Source organism: Klebsiella sp. 7-CIP_Kleb. (assembly GCF_050378655.1).
Taxonomy (GTDB): Bacteria; Pseudomonadota; Gammaproteobacteria; order Enterobacterales; family Enterobacteriaceae; genus Klebsiella; species Klebsiella quasipneumoniae.
This window is the reverse complement of the sequence record NZ_JBNRLJ010000011.1, coordinates 49,497-70,836: the sequence shown is the minus strand read 5'-3', so window position 1 is coordinate 70,836 and position 21,340 is coordinate 49,497. Positions and strand designations below refer to the sequence as shown.

Genomic DNA, 21,340 nt, shown 5'->3' with positions numbered 1-21,340 from the left:
GAGTTACACCTGCTCTTTGTCGTGGCGTTTTGTCTCGTCTTTTTTTGCATCATCCTGTTTATCGGCGATAGTTTTCGCCGTGAAATCTGCGTCTGGCGCCGACTTTTCAGGTTTATCATCATCACTCATGGCTTTTTTAAAGCCTTTGATGGATGCCCCTAAGTCTGACCCCAGTGAGCTCAGCTTCTTCGTCCCGAAAAGCAGAACTACGATGACGACAACAATTAATAACTGCCAAATACTGATACCACCCATACACGTTCCCCTATGACAGATGATGAATTATGTGGACGCATTATACACGCCATCCTGCCAGCCGCCTCGCCGTCAGGCCACCGGCATGATTTTGCGCAAATAAGCCTGCGTCATGAAGAGGCGAACCGATCAGCGGGTTTTTCGCCAGCCAATCAGCCAGGTCACGATACCGCCGGCCATCAGCCAGCCGGGCATCATTCCCCACTCAGGGCGATGGATAAAGAGCAGCGTACCACTGAGCAATAAAACCGCGCCTATACCAAACAGATAACGGGATTGGCCCTGGCGCACATGGCGCACATGCATATCCCGCACGATAGTATCGACGCTGGTCTGCAGCTGTTTGCTCTGCTGCAGGCTCTGATACACCAGCTCAGGTATTTCAGGCATTCTTTCGATCCAGAACGGCGCTTTGTCTTTAAACGCGCGCACCAGCGCCGGAATACCGACCTGATCTTTGATCCACGACTCAAGGAAAGGCTTCGCCGTTTTCCACAAGTCTAACTGAGGATAGAGCTGCCGGCCTACCCCTTCTACGTAAAGTAATGTCTTCTGTAGCAAAACAAGCTGCGGCTGGACTTCCATATTGAAGCGCCGCGCGGTGTTGAACAGATTTAGCAGCACGTGGCCGAAGGAGATCTCCGCCAGCGGCTTCTCAAAGATGGGCTCGCAGACCGTGCGGATCGCGAACTCAAACTCTTCAACATTGGTGTCCGGCGGAACCCAACCGGAGTCGACGTGCAGCTCGGCAACCTTACGATAATCGCGGTTGAAAAAGGCGATAAAGTTTTCCGCCAGATAGCGCTTATCTTCTTTGTTCAGCGAGCCGACAATGCCGCAGTCGATGCCAATATACTGCGGATCTTCCGGGTGCTCGTAGCTGACGAAGATGTTGCCAGGGTGCATATCGGCATGGAAAAAGCTGTCGCGGAACACCTGGGTGAAGAAGACCTGCACACCCCGCTCCGCCAGCAGTTGCATATTGGTTCCCTGAGCCTCGAGCGCCTCCACGTCGGACACCGGAATGCCGTAGATGCGCTCCATCACCATCATGCTTTCGCTGCAGTAATCGGGGTACACTTCCGGCACATACAGCATCGGGCTGTCTTCGAAATTACGCCGCAACTGAATGGCGTTGGCGGATTCCCGCAGCAGGTTCAGCTCGTCCAGCAGCGTTTTTTCATACTCACGAACCACCTCCTGCGGGCGCAGACGTCGGCCGTCAGGCAGCAGTCGCGGCACCCAGCGCGCCAGGCGGTAGATGAGCTTCATGTCCGCTTTAATGATCGGCAAGATATCCGGACGGATAACCTTGATCACCACCTCTTTGCCGTTCTCTTTCAGACGCGCGGTATGCACCTGGGCGATAGACGCCGAGGCTAACGGCTCAACGGAGAAATCATCAAACCAGGCCTCCACCGGCAGGCCACCCATCGCTTTTTCTATCTGCTGCTGCGCAAGCTTCCCTTCAAAGGGCGCCACGCGGTCCTGCAACAGCGCCAGTTGATCGGCAATATGCGGAGGAAAGAGATCCCGCCGCGTGGAAAGCATCTGGCCGAATTTAATCCACACCGGCCCCAGCTCCTGGAGCGCCAGCCGCAGACGGGCGCCAAGAGGTTGATCCTGATGGCGGTTTGGCATCCAGAAGAGCATCCGCCGCCAGATACGCAGCGGCAGCGTGATCCGCATTTTGGGGATAAGCTCATCGAGCCCGTAGCTCAAAAAGGTGTGGATGATGAAATACAGGCGCCGTAATTCTCCTGGCGTCATTTGCCCTCCAGCGTTTCCAGCCGTTTTTCCAGTGCGGCCAGCGCGCGTTCAATAGCCGTCGTCTCTTCAGCAAACCAGGCCAGCTCCAGCGGCCCCGGTGCCAGGCGCCACTCTTCAGTGATCGCTTCAGCGACATAACGCTGCTGGCGCTGCGCGCCCTTCAGTAAAAACTGAGCGCCGCCGCGGAGGACTTTACCGACGCCTTCGGCCACGATGTCACCGGTATAAGGCGCCAGCAACTCAGCGGGATCGAACTCTGCCAGATCGCACAGGGTGACCATGTTCTGCACCACCTGCAGATCGCCCTGCACTTCCAGCTCGCCGCTACGGATAAGCGCCGTCAGTTGTTGACGGTTGCGTAGTTTTGGCAGCACGCTGAGCCGGGTAATCACGGTGCAGTCAGCCTCTCCGTCCCAGGCGCTCAGAACATCAACCTGGCGTTCACTGAACACCAGCACCACGGGCGTAGCGAAATCCTGCAGCTTTACCCGCAATACCTTGCCCAGCAGGCGCTGGCGGGCGGGTTTTAGCGCTTTGTCGCGCCAGAGGAAAGTATTTAGCGCCGTTTCAATGCCAGCGGTCACCAGGGGTGTGAAAGGCATAGCGTCCCTCCTGTCAGAACTTGTAACCGCGATGCAAAGCAACAATACCCGCCGTCAGGTTGTAGTAGTCCACGCTTTCGAAGCCTGCATCCTGCATCATCCCTTTCAGGGTTTCCTGGTCCGGATGCATACGAATAGATTCCGCCAGGTAGCGATAGCTGTCGCCATCTTTTGCCACCAGCTCGCCCACTTTCGGCAGGATATGGAAGGAGTAAGCGTCGTAGGCTTTGCTCAGCGGTTCGATAATGGGTTTAGAAAACTCCAGCACCAGCAGACGTCCACCCGGCTTCAGCACGCGGTACATCGAGCGCAGCGCTTTCTCTTTGTCGGTCACGTTACGCAGACCGAAAGAGATGGTGATGCAGTCAAAGGTATTATCAGCAAACGGTAGGGCTTCCGCGTTGGCCTGAACATACTCAACGTTACCCACGATGCCGATATTGCGCAGCTTTTCGCGGCCCATTTTGAGCATTGAATCATTGATATCAGCAAGCATAACGCGGCCGGTTTCCCCTACCAGACGGGAAAACTTAGCCGTCAAATCACCGGTCCCCCCCGCCAGATCCAGCACGGTCTGCCCGCGACGTACGCCGCTGCAGTCGATGGTGAAACGCTTCCACAAACGATGGATACCAAACGACATCAAGTCATTCATCACATCATACTTTGCGGCGACAGAATGGAATACATGCGCCACCATGTCTGCTTTCTGCTCTTTAGCGACCGTCTGAAAGCCAAAGTGCGTCGTTTCTTGTGAATCCTCAACCATCTTTATGCCTGCTTGCTTTTCAAGAAAATGTTCACTGAGTGTATCAGACTCAGCGCATTTCCCATACGTTTCAGCGTGGCGGAGCCGCCTCCCGGCTACGCACCGGCTCGGCAGAGTCGGGTGAAAATGCCTCATTTTCCGGCAGGTTATCCTCCTCTTCGAGACGATATTGATCGTCCTGAGCAATGGCTTGTTCAACTAAATCAGGATTAATCCCGCGCTTGACCTCCACGCCCAACCCGCGAAAAGCCTCCGCCTGGGCCAGAAGATTACCGCGCCCGGAAGCGAGCTTTTTCATCGCCTGGCGATAGTTCTCTTGCGCTTTATCCAGACTCTGGCCGATAGCGGACATATCGTCCACAAACAGGCGCATTTTGTCGTAAAGGCGCCCCGCCCGCTCGGCGATCTTCTGCGCGTTGCGGCTTTGGTGCTCATAACGCCACAGATTGGCGATGGTGCGCAGGGCCACCAGCAGCGTCGTCGGGCTAACCAGCATAATATTATTTTGCAGCGCCTCGCTGATAAGCTCGGGCTGACGGTCGATGGCCAGCAGGAATGCCGGCTCGACGGGAATAAACATCAGCACATAGTCGAGGGAGCGCAGGCCTGGCAGTTGCTGATAATCCTTGCGCCCCAGCAGGCGAATATGATTTCGCACCGAAGCAAGGTGCTCCTGCAGCGCGACTTCGCGGGTGTAGTCGTCCTCGGCGTTGAAATAACGCTCATAGGCGACAAGGGTCATTTTGGCGTCGATAACCACGTCTTTACCCTGCGGCAGGCGCACGATGACGTCCGGCTGCATCCGCGAGCGGTTGTCGGTCTCGATGCTGACCTGGGTTTGGTACTCATAGCCTTCCCGCAGGCCGGATGCCTCCAGCACGCGGGTGAGAACCACTTCCCCCCAATTGCCCTGGGTTTTGTTATCGCCCTTCAGCGCTTTGGTCAGGTTCAGCGCCTCCTGCGCCATCTGCGCGTTCAGCTGCTGCAGGTTACGGATCTCATGCGCCAGGGTGTGCCTTTCTCGCGCCTCCTGACCGAAGCTCTCCTGCACCTGCCGGCGGAACCCGTCCAGTTGTTCGCGCAGCGGTGTCAGCAGGCCATGCAGGCTCTGGCGATTTTGCTCATCGACGCGTCGGTTGCTGTGTTCGAAAATGCGGTTGGCGAGGTTTTCAAACTGCTCGCTCAGGCGCTGCTCGCTGTTCACCATCTGGCGGATCTTATCTTCCGCATGCAGCTGGGTGGATTCGAGCCGGGTGGTAACCTCACGCAGATCGGCCTCCAGCGAGGTATTGATATCCCGCAGGCTGCGCAGCTCGTTGTTCAGCAGCTCGCACTCTTCACGCCAGTGGGCTTCCTGGACCAGTTGCTGACGGGCAGCGCTCAGCTCAATATCCAGCTCTCGCCGCTCCTCGATAAGATCGGCCCGAATTTGATCGGCGCGCGCTTTGGTCGCCAGCCAGCCGACGATTAACCCGGCAGCCAGTGCGATAACCGCGCTGATAATAATGGAGAGATCCACGACGCCCCCTGCGATAACCTGATGACACAAAATAGAATTGTGCTGTACAAACGTCCAGTTTAAAAGGAATTTCCTGCGAGAGGCGACGCAAAAAAAAGGCCGGAGGATCCGGCCTGAAGGGAAAGCGGTTTAATTACAGCAGACGGCGCGCCGCTTCGACGACGATTTTCACCGCGTGGCTTTCGGTTTGCTTCATGGTTTCGGCGTTAGGGATCTCTTGCTGGGTACGGTTAACGATAACCCCAGCCACCATCCCGGCGCGCAGGCCCTGGCTGGCGCACATGGTCAGCAGCGTAGCGGATTCCATTTCATAGTTCATCACGCCCATCGCCTGCCACTCTTCCATAGAGCCTTTGAAGCGGCTCACCACGCGACCGGAGAAAGTGTCGTAACGCTCCTGGCCCGGGTAGAAAGTATCCGAGGAGGCGGTCACGCCGATATGGGTGGTGGCGCCAATGGATTTCGCCGCTTCCACCAGCGCGGTGGTGCAGGCGAAATCTGCGACGGCAGGGAATTCCATCGGCGCGAAGTGCAGGCTGGCGCCGTCAAGACGCACGGAGGCGGTGGTGACCAGCACATCGCCAACGTTGATGTGCGGCTGAATGGCGCCGGTGGTGCCAATGCGCAGGAAGGTACGTACGCCAAGCTGCGCCAGCTCTTCCACAGCGATAGACGTAGACGGGCCGCCGATGCCAGTGGAGCAGACGATCACCGGTTTGCCGTCCAGCTCCGCGCGCCAGGAGGTAAATTCGCGGTGGGATGCCAGCTTAACCGGCTTATCCATCAGCGCGGCGATCTTTTCCACACGCTCCGGATCGCCAGGGACGATAGCCAGCGTAGCCCCTTGTAAATCGTTCTTGGTGAGGCCGAGATGAAAAACATCAGACTTGGACATAAAAAACTCCTCTGTGGGTCGAATTATCAGCAGAAGCAAAACGGTACTGTACAGAAGCCCCAGGCAACATTTTGTGATGATAGTCACCAAGAACAATAATGATTGCAGTTGTTTTTCAGTAAATAGTGATACAAATCACATTAACAAGTTATATTCATCGTCACAGAACAAAAGATAGCCGCTTTCAGGCACTGTGCTTTATTACCGCCCGAACTAAAGGTAAAGGGTCTATAGTTACTGATGCGCTAATAAATAAGGGTACGGAGAATACCATGACCACCACCAAGCAACCTGGATTCGCACCTGCAGCCTCGCCGCACGCCGCAACCGCCGTTCATACGCCGGAAGAGCATATTGTCGCCGGAGAGACCTCTATTCCCTCTCAGGGGGAAAACATGCCGGCTTACCATGCCCGTCCGAAAAACGTCGATGGCCCATTGCCGATCGTCATCGTGGTACAGGAAATTTTCGGCGTGCATGAGCATATTCGCGATCTTTGTCGCCGCCTGGCGCAGGAGGGCTATCTGGCTATCGCGCCTGAGTTGTACTTCCGTCAGGGCGATCCGAATGAGTATCACGATATCCCAACCCTGTTTAAAGAGCTGGTTACCAAGGTGCCGGACGCGCAGGTGTTGGCGGATCTCGACCACGTCGCCAGCTGGGCGGCGCGTCATGGCGGCGATGCCCATCGTCTGCTGATCACCGGCTTCTGCTGGGGCGGACGCATCACCTGGCTGTATGCCGCACATAACCCGCAGCTTAAAGCGGCAGTGGCCTGGTACGGCAAGCTGGTGGGAGAAAAATCGCTGAATTCGCCAAAACATCCGGTGGATATCGCCGTCGATCTCAACGCCCCGGTGCTCGGCCTGTACGGTGCGAAAGACGCCAGCATTCCGCAGGACACCGTCGAGACGATGCGTCAGGCGCTGCGGGCGGCTAACGCCACAGCGGAAATCGTGGTCTATCCCGAAGCCGATCACGCCTTTAACGCCGACTATCGCGCCAGCTATCACGAAGAGTCAGCCAAAGACGGCTGGCAGCGAATGCTGGCCTGGTTTGCGCAGTATGGCGGAAAAAAAGGGTAATCGCCCAAAGCATGAAAAAAGGAGGCAAATGCCTCCTTTTTGATTTTTCCGGTGACGATCAAGCGGACTGGCGCAGATTCCGCGCCGCTTGCACCATATTCGCCAGCGCGGCGCGCGTCTCCGGCCAGCCGCGGGTTTTCAGGCCGCAGTCCGGGTTGACCCACAGCCGCTCCGCCGGGATACGCTGCGCGGCTTTTTCCAGCAGCGCTTCGATCCACTCCACGCTCGGTACGTTTGGCGAGTGAATATCATATACTCCCGGCCCGATCTCATTGGGATACTCGAACACTTCGAACGACTCCAGCAGTTCCATGTCGGAACGCGAGGTTTCAATGGTGATCACGTCAGCATCCAGCGCGGCGATGGAGTCCATGATGTCGTTGAACTCGCAATAGCACATGTGGGTATGGATCTGAGTATCGTCTTTGGCCACCGCAGCGTTAAGACGGAAGGCTTCCACACCCCACTGCAGATAGGCATCCCAGTCGCTGCGCTTCAGCGGTAAACCTTCGCGCAAGGCCGGCTCATCAATCTGGATGATGCCGATACCGGCCGCCTCCAGATCCGCCACTTCATCACGCAGGGCCAGCGCAATCTGTTTCGCGATGGTTTCACGGCTGACGTCTTCCCGCGGGAAGGACCAGCACAGAATCGTCACCGGTCCAGTGAGCATCCCTTTCACCGGCTTGTCGGTCAGCGACTGCGCGTACTTCGCCCATTCAACGGTGATCGCCTGCGGACGGCTAACGTCGCCGATCACCACCGGCGGCTTCACGCAGCGGGAGCCATAGCTCTGCACCCAGCCGTTTTGCGTGAAGATGAAACCGTCCAGATGTTCACCGAAGTATTCCACCATATCGTTCCGCTCGGCTTCCCCGTGCACCAGTACGTCTAATCCTAACCGCTCCTGCTCGACGATCGCCTGCTTAATATGTTCCGCAATGCCGGTACGATAATGACTGGCGTCAAGATTTCCCTTTTTGAAGTCCAGGCGCAGGCCGCGGATCTCGGTCGTCTGCGGGAATGACCCGATGGTGGTGGTCGGCCAGGCCGGCAGGTTAAAGCGTTGACGCTGTGCCTGAGCGCGAACCTCATAGGGGCTGGCTCGCTGGCTGTCCTGAGGAGTGATCGCCGCCAGCCGTTTTTCCACCGCCGGGTTGTGTACGCGAGACGAATGGCGACGAGCATGGACTGGCGCGCTCCACTCGGTAATCGCCGCCGTATCGCCGCTGTTCAGCGCATCGCGCAGCAGCGCCAGCTCACCGCATTTTTGCAGAGCGAAGGCAAACCAGCTCTTCACTTCCGCATCAAGGCGCGTCTCCACGCTCAGGTCGATCGGGCTGTGCAGCAGAGAGCAGGATGAAGCGACCCACAGCTCGCGCTTACCGACGAGGTCTTTAATTTGCGCATACTTTTCGGCGAGATCGGCGCGCCAGACGTTACGCCCGTTGATCAGGCCGGCGGACAGCAGCCAGTCGGCCGGCAGACGTTTATGCAGTTCGGCGACATCATCTTTACCGTGGACCAGATCGACGTGCAGCCCCTGGACCGGTAGCGCAGCAATGGTCTCGAGATTGTCGCTAACGCCTTCAAAATAGGTGGTCAGCAGCAGTTTGACCTGGCCCTGCAGGGCGTCATAAGCCGGTTTAAAGGCCTCCAGCCACGCTGGCGGCAGCTCCAGCACCAGCGCCGGTTCATCAATCTGCACCCACGCAATGCCGCGCTTCGCCAGTTCGGCCAGCACCTGCTGATAAACCGGCAGGATGGCATTCAGCAGGCTCAGACGGTCAAACGGTTCGCCTTTCACTTTGCCCAGCCACAGATAAGTCACCGGCCCCAGCAGCACGGGCTTGATCTTGTGGCCCAGCGCCAGCGCTTCGTCCACTTCATCCAGCAGTTGGGTCCAGTTCAGTTTGAACTGCTGGCCCTGCACGAACTCCGGCACCATGTAGTGATAGTTGGTGTTGAACCACTTGGTCATTTCCGCGGCGGCCGCTGGCTCGCCGGTGGGCGCGCGGCCGCGGCCAATGCGGAACAGGGTATCGATATCGACAGAGCCGTCTTTGTTCTGATGACGAGCCGGCACGTTGCCAAGCAGCAGGCTGGTGGTCAGAACATGGTCGTACCAGGCGAAATCGCCCACCGGCAGCAGGTCAATACCGGCCTGCTTCTGCTGCTCCCAGTGACGGGCGCGCAGTTCCCGGCCTACCGCCAGCAGCTCCTCGCGAGTGGCATTGCCCGCCCAGTAGCTCTCTTGCGCTTTTTTCAGCTCGCGACGCAGGCCAACGCGAGGGAAACCGAGGGTGTGGTTAATAATTGTCATTTTTGTTCCTCTCTTATTTCATTGAATCTGAAGAAAAACTCTAAATAGTTCGGCTTGCAGGAAGGCGGCAACGATGCGCATCCCCAGGAGCTTACTGAAGTAAGTGACTGGGGTAAGCGAGGCAGCCAACGCATCTGCAAGTCGAAATATGACGAGTTTTAGACGTCCAGATGTTTACACATCCATAATTGGCAGTTACTGTATATTCCTCAAGCGCAAATTGCTCATGGCGAAGTGAAGGACTTTCATGATCGAAATTAAACATCTGAAAACGCTGCAAGCGTTGCGGAATAGCGGTTCACTGGCGGGCGCAGCGGCTGCCCTGCACCAGACCCAGTCCGCCTTGTCTCACCAGTTCAGCGATCTGGAACAGCGTCTTGGCTTTCGTCTCTTTGTGCGTAAGAGCCAGCCGCTGCGTTTTACCCCTCAGGGGGAGATCCTCTTACAGCTGGCCAACCAGGTGCTGCCGCAGATCGCCCGCGCCCTGCAGGACTGTAACGAACCGCAGCAGACCCGGCTGCGGCTGGCTATCGAATGCCACAGCTGTATTCAGTGGCTGACGCCGGCGCTGGAGAATTTCCGCGCCCGCTGGCCACACGTGGAAGTCGACTTCCATTCCGGCGTCACCTTCGACCCGCAGCCTGCGCTGCAGCAGGGCGAACTGGATCTGGTGATGACCTCCGATATCCTGCCGCGCAGCGGTCTGCATTACTCGCCAATGTTTGATTATGAGGTGCGCCTGGTGCTGGCGCCTGAGCACCCGTTAGCCATGAAGACGCTGATTACGCCGGAGGATCTGGCCGCGGAAACGCTGCTGATTTATCCCGTACAGCGCGGACGCCTCGACATCTGGCGCCATTTCCTGCAGCCGGCCGGTATCAGCCCCCAGCTAAAAAGCGTCGATAACACGCTGTTGCTGATCCAGATGGTGGCAGCCCGGATGGGCATCGCCGCGCTGCCGCACTGGGTGGTGGAAAGTTTTGAACGCCAGGGTCTGGTGGTGACCAAAACCCTGGGAGAGGGATTATGGAGCCGGCTGTACGCGGCCGTTCGCGATGGCGAGCAGCGTCAACCGGTCACCGAAGCGTTTATTCGCTCTGCGCGGAACCACGCCTGCGATCATCTGCCGTTTGTCCGGAGTGCGGAGCGACCCAGCGTCGATGGACCCACAGCGAGGCCAGGATCACCAACGCTCCGCTAATAAAGCTCGGCCAGTGCGGCTGCTCCTGCCAGATGGCAAGGTTAACCAGCAGCCCGGCGGGGACATGGACGTTATTCATGATCCCCAGCGTGCCGGCATCCACCTGGGTGGCGCCATAGTTCCACATAAAGTAGCCCAGCCCGGAAGCCACCACGCCCAGCCACACCAGCACGCTCCACTGCAGCGTGGTGGTCGGCAGCTTCTGTGGGTTGCCCAGCATAAACCATGCTGCCACCGCCACGATAAAGGCCCCGACATAGAACCAGGCAAAGGCATTGTGCTGCGGCATCGGTCGCACCTCCATCAGGCGCTTATACCCCACCATACCGATGGCGAAGCAGAGGTTTGACAGCTGCACCAGTAACAGCCCGGTCCAGAAATGATCGCTGACTTTGTCATAGCGGATAATCGCCGCCCCCAGCACCGCCAGCGCGGCGCTCAGCAGATAGCCCCAGCGCAGTTTCCGTCCGCTGAGCAGATCGTAGATCAGCGTGATATACAGGGGAGTAAACACGGTAAACAGCAGGAATTCCGAGACCGTCAGATAGAGATAGGCGCGGAAAGCCAGCAGGTACATGATGCCAAGCTGCATCGCGCCCACCAGCATATAGAGCACGATCGTGCGCGGAGACTGGCCTCGCGTGCGCAGGAAAGGCAGGAACACCAGCGCCGCCAGGCCCACGCGCATTAGTACCGAAAAATAGCTGTCGACGCTACCGGCCAGGTACTCGCCAATCAGGCTAAAAGAAAAGGCCCACAGGATAGTGGTGATAATTAACAGCGCCACAATGGTCGTCTCGTTGGATAAAGAACAGGCATTGTAGCGAAGAGTCAGGTTGACGACTGGGTAATTATTCGCCAGTCGTCAATCTTTGTCAGTCGAGGTACAGCTTACGCAGGTAGTGCGGGACCGCATCGTCGGCGTTGCTACCGATCACTTCCAGTTCCGGATGCAGATCCTTCAGCCGCTGGTGGGCGTTGGCCATAATGCAGCCTTTGCCGGCCATCGACAGCATCTCGGCGTCGTTCATGCCGTCGCCGAAAGCGATGCAATCTGACAGACTGTAGCCGAGCATTTTCGCCACTGCCTCCAGCGCATGCCCCTTCGATACCCCGCCCGCCATCACCTCCAGGCAGGTTAAGGTGGAGAAGCTGACGTTCACGCGATCGCCCCAGCGGGCGTTCATCGCCTGCTCAAGCGGCAGCAAATGTTCGTGATCCTCACAGGTAAAGAACACCTTGCTGATCCCCTGCGGATCCAGTTCGCCCGGCTCATACAGCTTGTAGTTAAACACCGCCTCTTTGAAAAAGCGCATCTCTTCCGGGCGATGGCGGTTCATATACCACTCATCTTCCCGATAGACGTTAGTGACGATTTTCGGGTCGTTACGCACGATCTCAAACAGGTCGGCGGCAATATCACGGTCGAGGTTATGGGCGAAGATTTGCTGACCATCGCTATCGTGAACGCGGGCGCCGTTAGAGGTGATCATGTACGACCGGATGCCGAGGTTATCGCGGATCTGCCCGACGTCGATGTAGTGTCGGCCGGTGGCGAAGACGAAATTGATCCCACGGGCGGTAAGCAGCTTCAGCGTCTCTTTGGCATAGGGGGTCAGGAAATGATCGGGGGAAAGCAGCGTGCCGTCTAAATCAGACGCAACAACCTGGTACATAAAAAAGTTAACCTCTAAGCAGGGCGACGAGCGTTATCGTCGGATTAAGTATGTCGATTGAAAAACTCGACGATGGCATTGAGCGCGACTGAGCGCATAGCGTCCTTTTCAAAAAGGATCTCATGGTATGCCCCTTCAATGACGAGCGGCTTTCCGCCCTCACAGGGATGGCCGGCGGCGGCCCGTAATTCACAATAGCGGTCGTGCATCAGATTATCGACCACCCGCTCCTCCTCCGCCTGCAGCAGCAGCGTCGGGGCGGTATCTTTTTCCACATTCGCCAGCACTTCGTCACCGGCCAGCATGCCTTCGCGCACCCAGTGCCAGGTCGGGCCGCCGACCTGCAGTCGCGGCTCGTCGGCATAGAAGCGCAGGTTACGACGATAGCGTTGTCGACTGTGCGTCAGCACGTTAACGGCAAAAGGCAGCGCCCGCCAGCGTCCGGTGCCGATGGCATACTCTTCGCGAATGCGCTGATGGCCCTCAGCCCAGTCGAGAATATGGCGCACCATCCAGTCCGGCAGCCGAATGATAATCCCGAACATCGGCGCGCAGAGCGCAATCGCATCGCAATGCGCCTGGTAGCGTTGCAGAAAGAGCGTGGCAATCGCCCCGCCCATAGAGTGAGCGAGGATAAACCGTTTTCGCCAGTGGCCGGGGACCACCTGCTGCTGCCAGAGCGCAGCCAGGTCATCAACATAATCGCTGAAGTTCACCACGTGCCCGCGGTGAGTATCAGAGAGCAGACGACCCGAGCGACCCTGACCGCGATGGTCGATGATCATCACGTCAAAGCCGCTGTGAAAGAGATCGTAGGCCACTTCAGCATACTTCACGTAGCTTTCAATGCGCCCAGGGCAAATCAGCACCAGTCGATCGTGATTTTGCGCGCAAAAGCGAACAAAGCGTACCGGTACATCATCGACGCCTTTAAATTCAGCCTCTTCGCGCTGTCGCCAGAAATCCGTCAGCGGCCCCATGCTAAAGGCCGCAAACGCGTTTTCTCGTGTTTCCCAGTCCTTTTTCTGCCCAAACATCGGGTTTACACCCCTGTTAACCGCTGAAAATCGTTTTTTTGCCGTGTATCACACAATGCTGACACAATAGCGTATTGTGGCATAAAAACAGACAATCAGGGAGTTTCTCATGACCATTGAGTGGTGGTTCGCCTACCTGCTGACATCAATCATTCTCAGCCTGTCCCCGGGTTCCGGAGCGATTAATACCATGACCACCTCCATTAACCACGGATACCGCGGCGCGGCGGCGTCAATTGCCGGTTTGCAGACCGGGCTGGCCATTCATATCGTGCTGGTCGGCGTCGGTCTCGGCACCCTGTTCTCCCGCTCGGTTCTGGCCTTTGAGGTGCTGAAATGGGCCGGCGCAGCCTATCTTATCTGGCTGGGTATCCAGCAATGGCGCGCGGCAGGGGCCATCGACCTGAATACGCTGGCGAAGGCGCAGACGCGCGGCAAACTGTTCCAGCGTGCGGTGTTCGTGAATCTCACCAATCCCAAAAGCATTGTTTTTCTGGCCGCCCTGTTTCCGCAGTTTATCCTGCCCTACCAGCCCCAGGTGATGCAGTATCTCGTTCTGGGCGTCACCACCATCGTCGTCGATATCATTGTGATGATTGGCTATGCGACCCTGGCGCAGCGCATTTCAGCCTGGATTAAAGGGCCAAAGCAGATGAAGGCGCTGAATAAAGTCTTTGGTTCACTGTTTATGCTGGTTGGGGCGCTGCTCGCCTCCGCCCGTCACGCCTGAATGATGAAATCTCGCTCGCAAAGAGAGGTTCGCCTGGCGGGCGAAGCAATCTCTCTGCGCGAGCCGGCGCGCAAAGCGGGAAATTAATTTTTTTGCCCGCTGTCGACGCTGAGCCCACCGTGCCAGGATGCCGCCAGATAGGTGATTCACGGATGAACGGCGATGGCAGAAACGGCGACCCCTCATGATGCGGTATTTAAAACTTTTCTCTCACGGATAGAGACGGCGCGCGATTTCATCGAGATCCACCTGCCTCCGGCGTTAACAGCGATCTGCAAACTGGATACCCTACGTCTGGAATCCGGCAGCTTTCTTGAAGACGACCTCAGGCCCTACTACAGCGATATTCTCTACTCGCTGGAAACCACCCGCGGTAAGGGGTATGTCCATGTTCTGATCGAGCACCAGAGCGCCCCGATAAACTGATGGCCTTTCGCTTAATGCGCTATGCCGTCGCCGCCATGCAGCGCCATCTGGAGAACGGCCATAAAACGCTGCCTCTGGTTATCCCGGTCCTCTTCTATCAGGGACGACGCAGCCCCTATCCCTGGTCTATGAGCTGGCTGGATAATTTCGCCGATCCCGAGACCGCCCGCCAGCTCTATAGCGGAGCGTTTCCGCTGGTCGATATCACGGTGATCCCCGACGACGACATTATGCAGCACCGCAGCATGGCGGCCCTGACGCTGGTGCAAAAACACATCCGTCAGCGCGATATGGCGCAATTGCTGGATAAGTTGACCCAACTCTTAATGCTGGAGCAGATGAGCGGACAACAAATCACCGTATTGGTAAACTATATGGCTCAGGCAGGGGATGCCGAGGATACTCGGACACTCTTATACGGGCTGGCACAGCGCGTGCCGCAGAATGGAGGATTACTGATGACGCTGGCGGAAACATGGCTCGCAGAAGGTATGGAAAAAGGCATCAGGAAAGGCGTACAGCAAGGTATAAAGGAAGGCAAACATCAGGCCCTGCTGCAGGTTGCCGAAGCGATGCGCAAACGCGGTATTGATGACGAAGCGATTATGGAAATGACCGGTCTGTCTGAAGACGAGCTGCAGCGGCTTCGCCACTGACACTTTCTCCACCCGGATATAGCCGGGTGGAGCATCACGCCAGGTTAACGCGAGATAATCAGGTGGATGCCGAAGCCCGCAAACAGCGTGCCGGCGATACCGTCGATCCACTTCGCCATCCGCTGATAGCCGCGGCGCATCCCCGGCAGGGCGAACAGGCTGGCAACCACCATAAACCAGGCCAGCGTCTCCATGATAATCAGCAGAAAAATACCCCAGCGCGCGCCGGCGCCAACGCTGTCACCGACGAACAGCGAGAACACCGAGCCGAAGTAGATAATCGCTTTCGGGTTCGCCAGATTGGTCAGCAATCCCTTCAGAAAGCTGCGTCCGCTGCGAGCCAGCTCAACCTGCGGCTCTGGCGGGGATACCGCCTCTTTTTTCAACGCGCCGCGCAGCATCTGGTAGCCCATCCAGCACAGGTACAAGCCCCCGCCGACCATAATGATGTTGTGCAGCCACGCCATTCTGGCGAGGATCAGATTCAGGCCGAGCAGCGCTACCCCCGCCCAGATCATTACGCCGCAGGTGATCCCCAGCACTCCCATCATCGCCTCTCTGCGCGAGCGGCTGATGGCCGTTTGTGAGACAAAGAAAAAATCCGGCCCCGGACTCATCAGCGCAATGATATGCACCAGCGCCACGGTAAGGAAAAGCATCAGCATAGTTAACTCGCAGGAAAATAATGAAGAGGATAACTATTCTGGCACTTTTATAGCCAGCTGACTACTCGTCGTCGCCATCGACATGCGACCGGATCAGCGCCATAAACGGCTTGCCGAAACGCTCGAGTTTACGTGTCCCCACGCCGTTGACGCTGAGCATTTCGCCGGCGGTTAGCGGCGACTGCTCCGCCATCTCAATAAGCGTCGCGTCGTTAAAGACCACGTACGGGGGAATGTTTTCTTCATCGGCAATCGCTTTACGTAATTTGCGCAGCTTGGCAAACAGCTTACGATCGTAATTACCGCCGAAGGATTTCTGCATCGCCTTCGGCTTCAGCGCCACGATACGCGGTACGGCAAGCTGCAGCGGGACGTCGCCGCGCAGCACCGGGCGTGCGGCTTCGGTCAGCTGCAGCGCGGAGTGCTGGGCGATATTCTGCGTCACCAGCCCAAGGTGAATCAGTTGGCGGATCACGCTCACCCAGTGCTCGTGACTCTGTTCCCGGCCGATGCCGTATACCGGGAGCTTATCGTGGCCCATCTCACGGATGCGCTGATTGTTAGCGCCTCGCAGGACTTCCACCACATAACCCATCCCGAAGCGCTGGTTGACCCGATAAATAGTGGAGAGCGCCTTACGGGCGTCCATTAAGCCATCGTACTGCTTCGGCGGATCAAGACAGATATCGCAATTGCCGCACGGCTCCTGGCGTCCTTCGCCAAAGTAGTTCAGCAGCACCAGACGACGACAGGTCTGGGCTTCAGCAAACGCCCCCATCGCGTTCAGCTTATGCCGTTCGATATCCTGCAGCGGCCCGGCGGGCTTCTCTTCCAGACAGCGGCGCAGCCACGCCATGTCCGCCGGATCGTAAAACAGCATCGCTTCCGCCGGCAGGCCGTCACGCCCGGCGCGGCCGGTCTCCTGATAGTAGGATTCAATATTGCGCGGGATATCAAAATGCACCACAAAGCGGACGTTCGGCTTGTTGATGCCCATCCCAAAGGCCACTGTCGCCACCACAATCTGCAGATCGTCGCGCTGGAATTTCTCCTGCACGTCGGCGCGCACGTCGTTTTCCAGGCCGGCATGGTAAGCCGCCGCGCTGATGCCGCGGCTCTGCAGACGCGCGGCGGTATCTTCCACTTTCGAACGGCTGTTGCAGTAGATAATACCCGATTTGCCGCGCTGATCCTGGACGTAGCGCATCAGCTGGTCGAGCGGCTTGAATTTCTCCATCAGCATATAGCGGATGTTCGGCCGGTCGAAGCTGCTGACCTGTATGAGCGGATCGTTAAGTCCCAGCAGACGGACGATATCGCGGCGGGTGGTGTCATCGGCGGTGGCGGTCAACGCCATAAACGGGATCTGCGGCATCCGCTGACGCAGCTGGCCCAGCGCGGCATATTCCGGGCGGAAGTCATGGCCCCACTGGGAGATGCAGTGCGCTTCGTCCACCGCCAGCATCGCCAGATTCCAGTTCGCCAGATGCTCAAGGAAGTTGTCGAGCATCAACCGTTCCGGGGCGATATACAGCAGACGAACCTGCCCGCTGCGGCAGCCGGCCATCACGTCCTGCTGCTGTTCGCGGCTCTGGGTCGAGTTCAGACAGGCCGCCGCCACGCCGTTGGCCAGCAGCTGATCGACCTGATCTTTCATCAGCGAGATCAGCGGCGAGACCACGACCGTCAGGCCGCCCATAACCAGCGCCGGTACCTGATAACACAGTGACTTGCCGCCACCGGTCGGCATGACCACCAGGCAGTCACGGCCCTCGAGCACCGTCTCGATAATCGTCTCCTGGCCAGGGCGGAACTGCTGGTAGCCGAAGGTCTCTTGTAAAACCTGCTTAGCCAGCGATTCCTGATTTAATACTTCCGCCTGTGCCACGTTGACCCCATTTGCCTGAAAAGAAAACAGGCGCTATTTTCAGCGCCTGCGAGCCAGAGTGCAACGATTAAAACAGATCGTTGAGCATTAGCCCGACGCCGACGCGCGTTTGATTAAAGTTGTAGTCGATAAGCGATTCGCCGTAGCCGCTGTAGATCTGGGTGTAAGCGCGAACATGTTTGGTGATGGGATAGCTCACCCCCAACTCCGCCCCGCCGTAGCCAGTGTTCCAGTTATATTGCCCCTGCGCGCTGAGGATCGCCTCGCCCAGCTGGTAACCCACCTTCAGGCGGTAATAGCCCATATATTTGGTGATGTCCGGGTTATCATCGGTGCTGCCCACCACATACCAGGGTTTCACTTCCACCAACCAGTTGCCATTTTGCGCCATCAGGCGGGCATAGAGCCGGTTCCAGCTGCGCGAGGTGGGATCGGAGCGGCCATTCGAGTCGTGGTTATATCCCATTTCGATATCGCGCAACGTCCAGCCGGCAAACTGATAGTCGGTGGCAAAGCCAAGGAACAGCTGGGGTTCGTAGTTGGTTTCGCGAAACGGCGCCGACTCTTTGCTGTTGGAGAGCTGCCACCAGGACTTCTGGGTATAGGACGCGCCGAGCAGCGAATTATCCCCCAGGATGCCGCGCCACAGCGGGAAGGCGAGGCTCAGTTGAAACTTCACTTCATCTTTACGGGCATTTTCGGCCCAGTCATAGCTGCGAATCGCCTCTTTATTGAGATCGCTGGTCCACGTGTAGAGCAGATAGTTGCTTTCATAAGGGTAGAGCAGAAAAGGATTATCATGATCCTGTAGCAGGTTGGCGATAATACTGCCGCGCACTGCTGGTTTGTCGTGTACCGACGCATCCTGCGCCATAACACCAGCCGGTAGCGCGCACAGCGCCGCCAGGCAGGCCAAAGAGATACGCATGCTGGTCTCCTGATAAATAGTTTTTATTTTTGTTTCACCTGAAGACATTCTACCTGTTTATTAATCCCCTGCCCCCAAATCCACTCCGAAAGTGGAAATCAATATTTTAGAAGCATAAAATCAACATTTTATTAACGAATGGAACCGGTGTTATGTCTGAACTTACTGCCGAAGCAGCTCTGAAACTGGTGGGGGAGATTTTCGTCTATCACATGCCGTTTAACCGCGCCCTCGGCCTCGAACTGGAGCGCTATGAAAAAGCGTTTGCCCAGCTCAGCTTTAATAATCAGCCGATGATGGTCGGCAACTGGGCGCAAAGCATTCTGCATGGCGGTGTAATCGCCTCCGCGCTGGACGTCGCCGCAGGTCTGGTCTGCGTTGGCAGCACCCTTACCCGCCATGACACCATCAATGAAGAAGAGCTGCGCCAGCGGCTTTCCCGCATGGGAACCATCGACCTGCGCGTGGACTACCTGCGTCCGGGCCGCGGCGAACGTTTTACCGCGACCAGCACCCTGCTGCGCGCCGGCAATAAAGTGGCGGTAGCCCGTGTGGAACTGCATAACGAAGCTCAGGTATATATTGCCAGCGCAACAGCGACCTATATGGTGGGTTGATTGCCCAAAATCGAGTAACATCACTCTCTTTGGCAATGGATTTTACCGATGGATGCGAAACAGACGCGGTTGGGGATTATTCTGGCCCTCGCCGCCTACTTTATCTGGGGTATCGCGCCGGCGTACTTCAAACTTATCTACTATGTTCCCGCCGATGAAATTCTGACCCATCGCGTGATCTGGTCTTTCTTCTTCATGGTGGCGCTCATCAGCGTTAGCCGTCAGTGGCCGCAGGTGAAAAAGCTGCTGAAGACGCCGCGCAAGATCTTCCTGCTGGCGCTCTCTGCGGTGCTGGTCGGCGGCAACTGGCTGCTGTTCATCTGGGCGGTGAATAACCACCATATGCTGGAAGCCAGCCTCGGCTACTTTATCAACCCGCTGGTGAATATTCTGTTAGGGATGATTTTCCTTGGCGAACGTTTCCGTCGCCTGCAGTGGCTGGCGATGATCCTCGCCTTTTGCGGCGTGCTGGTGCAGCTCTGGACCTTTGGTTCGCTACCGATAATCGGCCTTGGTTTGGCCTTCAGCTTTGCCTTTTATGGTCTGGTGCGGAAGAAAATCGCTGTCGATGCGCAGACCGGCATGCTGGTGGAAACGCTGTGGCTGTTGCCGGTGGCGGCGATTTGGCTGTTCGGCATCACCGACAGCCCCACCAGCCATATGGGGCAGAACCCCTGGTCGCTCAATCTGCTGCTGATGGCGGCGGGCGTGGTGACCACCATCCCTCTGCTGTGCTTCACCGGGGCGGCAACGCGTCTGCGGCTCTCCACGCTGGGCTTTTTCCAGTACATCGGCCCGACGCTAATGTTCCTGCTGGCGGTGACGTTCTACGGCGAAGTGCCGGGCAAGGATAAAATGGTCACCTTTGGCTTTATCTGGGTGGCGCTGGCGATATTCGTGATGGATGCGGTGTATACGCAAAGGCGGGGGCGTCGGAGCTAGGACATTGCCGGATGGCGGCTCCGCCCTATCCGGCTTACAAAAGTACAGCACTCAGGCCGGATAGGCGCAGCGCATCCGGCACAACAACTACAGCCAGTTTTTACGCTTGAAGTAGAGATACGGCGCCAGGCCAGCCAGCATCATAAAGACGATCGCCCCCGGGTAGCCGAAGCTCCAGTGCAGCTCAGGCATAAATTCAAAGTTCATCCCGTAGCTGGAGGCCACCAGAGTTGGCGGCAGGAACACCACCGACACCACCGAGAAGATCTTGATGATGCGGTTCTGCTCGATGTTGATAAAGCCCATCGCCGCCTGCATCAGGAAGTTCACCTTCTGGAACAGCGATTCGTTGTGCGGCAGCAGGGATTCGATATCGCGCAGGATCTCCCGCGCCTGCTCCAGCTGGCCCGCCGGCAGGCGCGCTTTGCGCACGAGAAAGTTCAGCGCGCGCTGGGTATCCATCAAACACAGGCGGACCTTCCAGCCGATATCTTCCAGCTCCGCCAACGTCGACAGCGCTTCGTCGTACTCATCGCCCTGGTGGCCTTCCATAATCACGCGGCTCAGCTTTTCCAGGTCGCTGTAGATGTTTTCTATCTCATCCGCCAGCTGTTCGATTTTGGTCTCGAACAGATCTAACAGCAGCTCGTAGGCGTTGCCGTCCACCAGGGTCTGGTTACGCACGCGCATGCGGTAGAGGCGAAAAGCGGGCAGTTCACGCTCACGCAGCGTAAACAGGCGCCCTTCGCGGATGGTAAACGCCACGGTAGAGTTACCCGCGTGATCGTCGGCATCTTCGAAAAAGAAGAAGGAGTGGATATGTAACCCGTCTTCATCTTCAAAGAAACGCGCGGAGGCTTCGATATCTTCCAGCTCCGGGCGCGTCGCCAGGTTCTGACCCAGTTCCGTCTGCACGCGGCTTCGCTCATCGTCGTCAGGCTCGACCAGATCGACCCACACCGAGCTGGCGAGGTGCTTGATCTCATCGGCTTCCAGGCGCGTTAAACGATTGTTTTCCAGTTGAAATGCGCTCAGCATGACCGGGACTCCCAATGCAAAAAAATTATCGGACAGTTCGGTGGGCACACAGAAACAAATTGGGTTTCAGACCATTAAGCCTGACTCAGCGCGACGGGAATGGGGCAGGTCGCTGACAACCGCTAAGGCTATCAGCATAAGAGGATAGCCTTAGGAGTTGTTCCTGAATGACAGGAAGTTGAGCCAGCATCTACTGGGTGTGTCCAAGGCGAATGTCCTCTTAGCGTAATCGTGCGCGCATGTTACGCCAGCGCAAAATCGGCGTCAACACGCAACGGAACGCGAAAGCGCAAATCAGGCGCCTTAACGTATAAAGGT

Annotated in this window: 20 protein-coding genes and 1 pseudogene; 6 read left to right on the top strand and 15 right to left on the bottom strand. The window is 57.3% G+C overall.

What is annotated here, in order from left to right; translation table 11 throughout:
* Positions 1-3: 3 nt before the first annotated feature.
* The 6 genes from tatA to udp form a co-directional block, all read right to left on the bottom strand.
* Complete coding sequence (gene tatA, locus ACQUTI_RS24030; protein WP_002883425.1) at positions 4-255, bottom strand: Sec-independent protein translocase subunit TatA; 252 nt, start codon at positions 253-255, stop codon at positions 4-6.
* 129 nt (positions 256-384) lie between these two features.
* Positions 385-2,025, bottom strand: coding sequence for a ubiquinone biosynthesis regulatory protein kinase UbiB (gene ubiB / locus ACQUTI_RS24025; protein ID WP_004886748.1), 1,641 nt, complete (start codon positions 2,023-2,025; stop codon positions 385-387).
* Positions 2,022-2,627 (bottom strand): ubiquinone biosynthesis protein UbiJ, encoded by a 606-nt coding sequence (ubiJ, locus tag ACQUTI_RS24020; RefSeq protein WP_094333814.1) that lies wholly within the window; start codon positions 2,625-2,627, stop codon positions 2,022-2,024. The genes ubiB and ubiJ overlap by 4 nt, the downstream gene beginning before the upstream one ends.
* A gap of 13 nt (positions 2,628-2,640) precedes the next feature.
* Entirely contained in the window at positions 2,641-3,396 is a 756-nt protein-coding gene (gene ubiE / locus ACQUTI_RS24015; protein ID WP_004886751.1) for a bifunctional demethylmenaquinone methyltransferase/2-methoxy-6-polyprenyl-1,4-benzoquinol methylase UbiE, read from the bottom strand.
* A gap of 70 nt (positions 3,397-3,466) precedes the next feature.
* Positions 3,467-4,915, bottom strand: coding sequence for a DNA recombination protein RmuC (gene rmuC / locus ACQUTI_RS24010; protein WP_004886754.1), 1,449 nt, complete (start codon positions 4,913-4,915; stop codon positions 3,467-3,469).
* Between the two features lie 133 nt (positions 4,916-5,048).
* Positions 5,049-5,810, bottom strand: coding sequence for a uridine phosphorylase (gene udp, locus ACQUTI_RS24005; RefSeq protein WP_002883419.1), 762 nt, complete (start codon positions 5,808-5,810; stop codon positions 5,049-5,051).
* A 272-nt stretch (positions 5,811-6,082) separates the two neighbouring features.
* On the opposite strand from udp, the gene ACQUTI_RS24000 reads away from it, so the two are divergent.
* Positions 6,083-6,895: a dienelactone hydrolase family protein gene (locus ACQUTI_RS24000; RefSeq protein ID WP_004886756.1), complete on the top strand. Its 813-nt coding sequence runs from the start codon at positions 6,083-6,085 to the stop codon at positions 6,893-6,895.
* A 58-nt stretch (positions 6,896-6,953) separates the two neighbouring features.
* Here ACQUTI_RS24000 and metE read toward each other — a convergent pair whose 3' ends face one another.
* Positions 6,954-9,218 (bottom strand): 5-methyltetrahydropteroyltriglutamate--homocysteine S-methyltransferase, encoded by a 2,265-nt coding sequence (gene metE, locus ACQUTI_RS23995; protein WP_094333813.1) that lies wholly within the window; start codon positions 9,216-9,218, stop codon positions 6,954-6,956.
* 247 nt (positions 9,219-9,465) lie between these two features.
* On the opposite strand from metE, the gene metR reads away from it, so the two are divergent.
* Entirely contained in the window at positions 9,466-10,419 is a 954-nt protein-coding gene (gene metR / locus ACQUTI_RS23990) for an HTH-type transcriptional regulator MetR (RefSeq protein ID WP_017899391.1), read from the top strand.
* Here the strand turns inward: metR and ACQUTI_RS23985 are convergent.
* The 3 genes from ACQUTI_RS23985 to pldB form a co-directional block, all read right to left on the bottom strand.
* A complete protein-coding gene (locus ACQUTI_RS23985) occupies positions 10,307-11,206 on the bottom strand; it encodes a carboxylate/amino acid/amine transporter (protein ID WP_012969187.1) in 900 nt (299 codons plus the stop codon). The genes metR and ACQUTI_RS23985 overlap by 113 nt on opposite strands.
* An 88-nt stretch (positions 11,207-11,294) precedes the next feature.
* The gene (yigL, locus tag ACQUTI_RS23980; protein ID WP_017899394.1) at positions 11,295-12,095 is read right to left on the bottom strand and encodes a sugar/pyridoxal phosphate phosphatase YigL; all 801 of its coding nucleotides are present in this window, start codon (positions 12,093-12,095) and stop codon (positions 11,295-11,297) included.
* 44 nt (positions 12,096-12,139) lie between these two features.
* Positions 12,140-13,132 (bottom strand): lysophospholipase L2, encoded by a 993-nt coding sequence (gene pldB, locus ACQUTI_RS23975; RefSeq protein ID WP_004886768.1) that lies wholly within the window; start codon positions 13,130-13,132, stop codon positions 12,140-12,142.
* Between the two features lie 109 nt (positions 13,133-13,241).
* On the opposite strand from pldB, the gene rhtB reads away from it, so the two are divergent.
* Both rhtB and ACQUTI_RS23965 read left to right on the top strand, forming a co-directional pair.
* Complete coding sequence (gene rhtB / locus ACQUTI_RS23970) at positions 13,242-13,862, top strand: homoserine/homoserine lactone efflux protein (protein WP_428923383.1); 621 nt, start codon at positions 13,242-13,244, stop codon at positions 13,860-13,862.
* A 162-nt stretch (positions 13,863-14,024) separates the two neighbouring features.
* A pseudogene (locus ACQUTI_RS23965) lies at positions 14,025-14,944 on the top strand (Rpn family recombination-promoting nuclease/putative transposase).
* Positions 14,945-14,988: 44 nt separating this feature from the next.
* Here the strand turns inward: ACQUTI_RS23965 and rhtC are convergent.
* The 3 genes from rhtC to pldA all read right to left on the bottom strand — a co-directional run bounded on the left by rhtC (position 14,989) and on the right by pldA (position 18,425).
* Positions 14,989-15,609 (bottom strand): threonine export protein RhtC, encoded by a 621-nt coding sequence (rhtC, locus tag ACQUTI_RS23960; RefSeq protein ID WP_004886772.1) that lies wholly within the window; start codon positions 15,607-15,609, stop codon positions 14,989-14,991.
* A 61-nt stretch (positions 15,610-15,670) separates the two neighbouring features.
* The gene (recQ, locus tag ACQUTI_RS23955; RefSeq protein ID WP_004886773.1) at positions 15,671-17,497 is read right to left on the bottom strand and encodes an ATP-dependent DNA helicase RecQ; all 1,827 of its coding nucleotides are present in this window, start codon (positions 17,495-17,497) and stop codon (positions 15,671-15,673) included.
* Between the two features lie 67 nt (positions 17,498-17,564).
* Positions 17,565-18,425 carry a phospholipase A gene (gene pldA / locus ACQUTI_RS23950; RefSeq protein WP_004886777.1) on the bottom strand — a complete coding sequence of 287 codons (861 nt, stop codon included), beginning with the start codon at positions 18,423-18,425 and terminating at the stop codon, positions 17,565-17,567.
* Between the two features lie 152 nt (positions 18,426-18,577).
* On the opposite strand from pldA, the gene yigI reads away from it, so the two are divergent.
* Both yigI and rarD read left to right on the top strand, forming a co-directional pair.
* A complete protein-coding gene (gene yigI, locus ACQUTI_RS23945; protein WP_002883404.1) occupies positions 18,578-19,042 on the top strand; it encodes an acyl-CoA thioesterase YigI in 465 nt (154 codons plus the stop codon).
* A gap of 48 nt (positions 19,043-19,090) precedes the next feature.
* On the top strand, positions 19,091-19,984 hold the full coding sequence (gene rarD, locus ACQUTI_RS23940; protein WP_017899396.1) for an EamA family transporter RarD: 894 nt from the start codon (positions 19,091-19,093) through the stop codon (positions 19,982-19,984).
* 87 nt (positions 19,985-20,071) lie between these two features.
* Here rarD and corA read toward each other — a convergent pair whose 3' ends face one another.
* Both corA and ysgD read right to left on the bottom strand, forming a co-directional pair.
* Positions 20,072-21,022: a magnesium/cobalt transporter CorA gene (corA, locus tag ACQUTI_RS23935; RefSeq protein WP_002883400.1), complete on the bottom strand. Its 951-nt coding sequence runs from the start codon at positions 21,020-21,022 to the stop codon at positions 20,072-20,074.
* A 150-nt stretch (positions 21,023-21,172) separates the two neighbouring features.
* Positions 21,173-21,229 (bottom strand): YsgD/CorL family protein, encoded by a 57-nt coding sequence (ysgD, locus tag ACQUTI_RS23930; protein ID WP_349815745.1) that lies wholly within the window; start codon positions 21,227-21,229, stop codon positions 21,173-21,175.
* Positions 21,230-21,340: the final 111 nt, after the last annotated feature.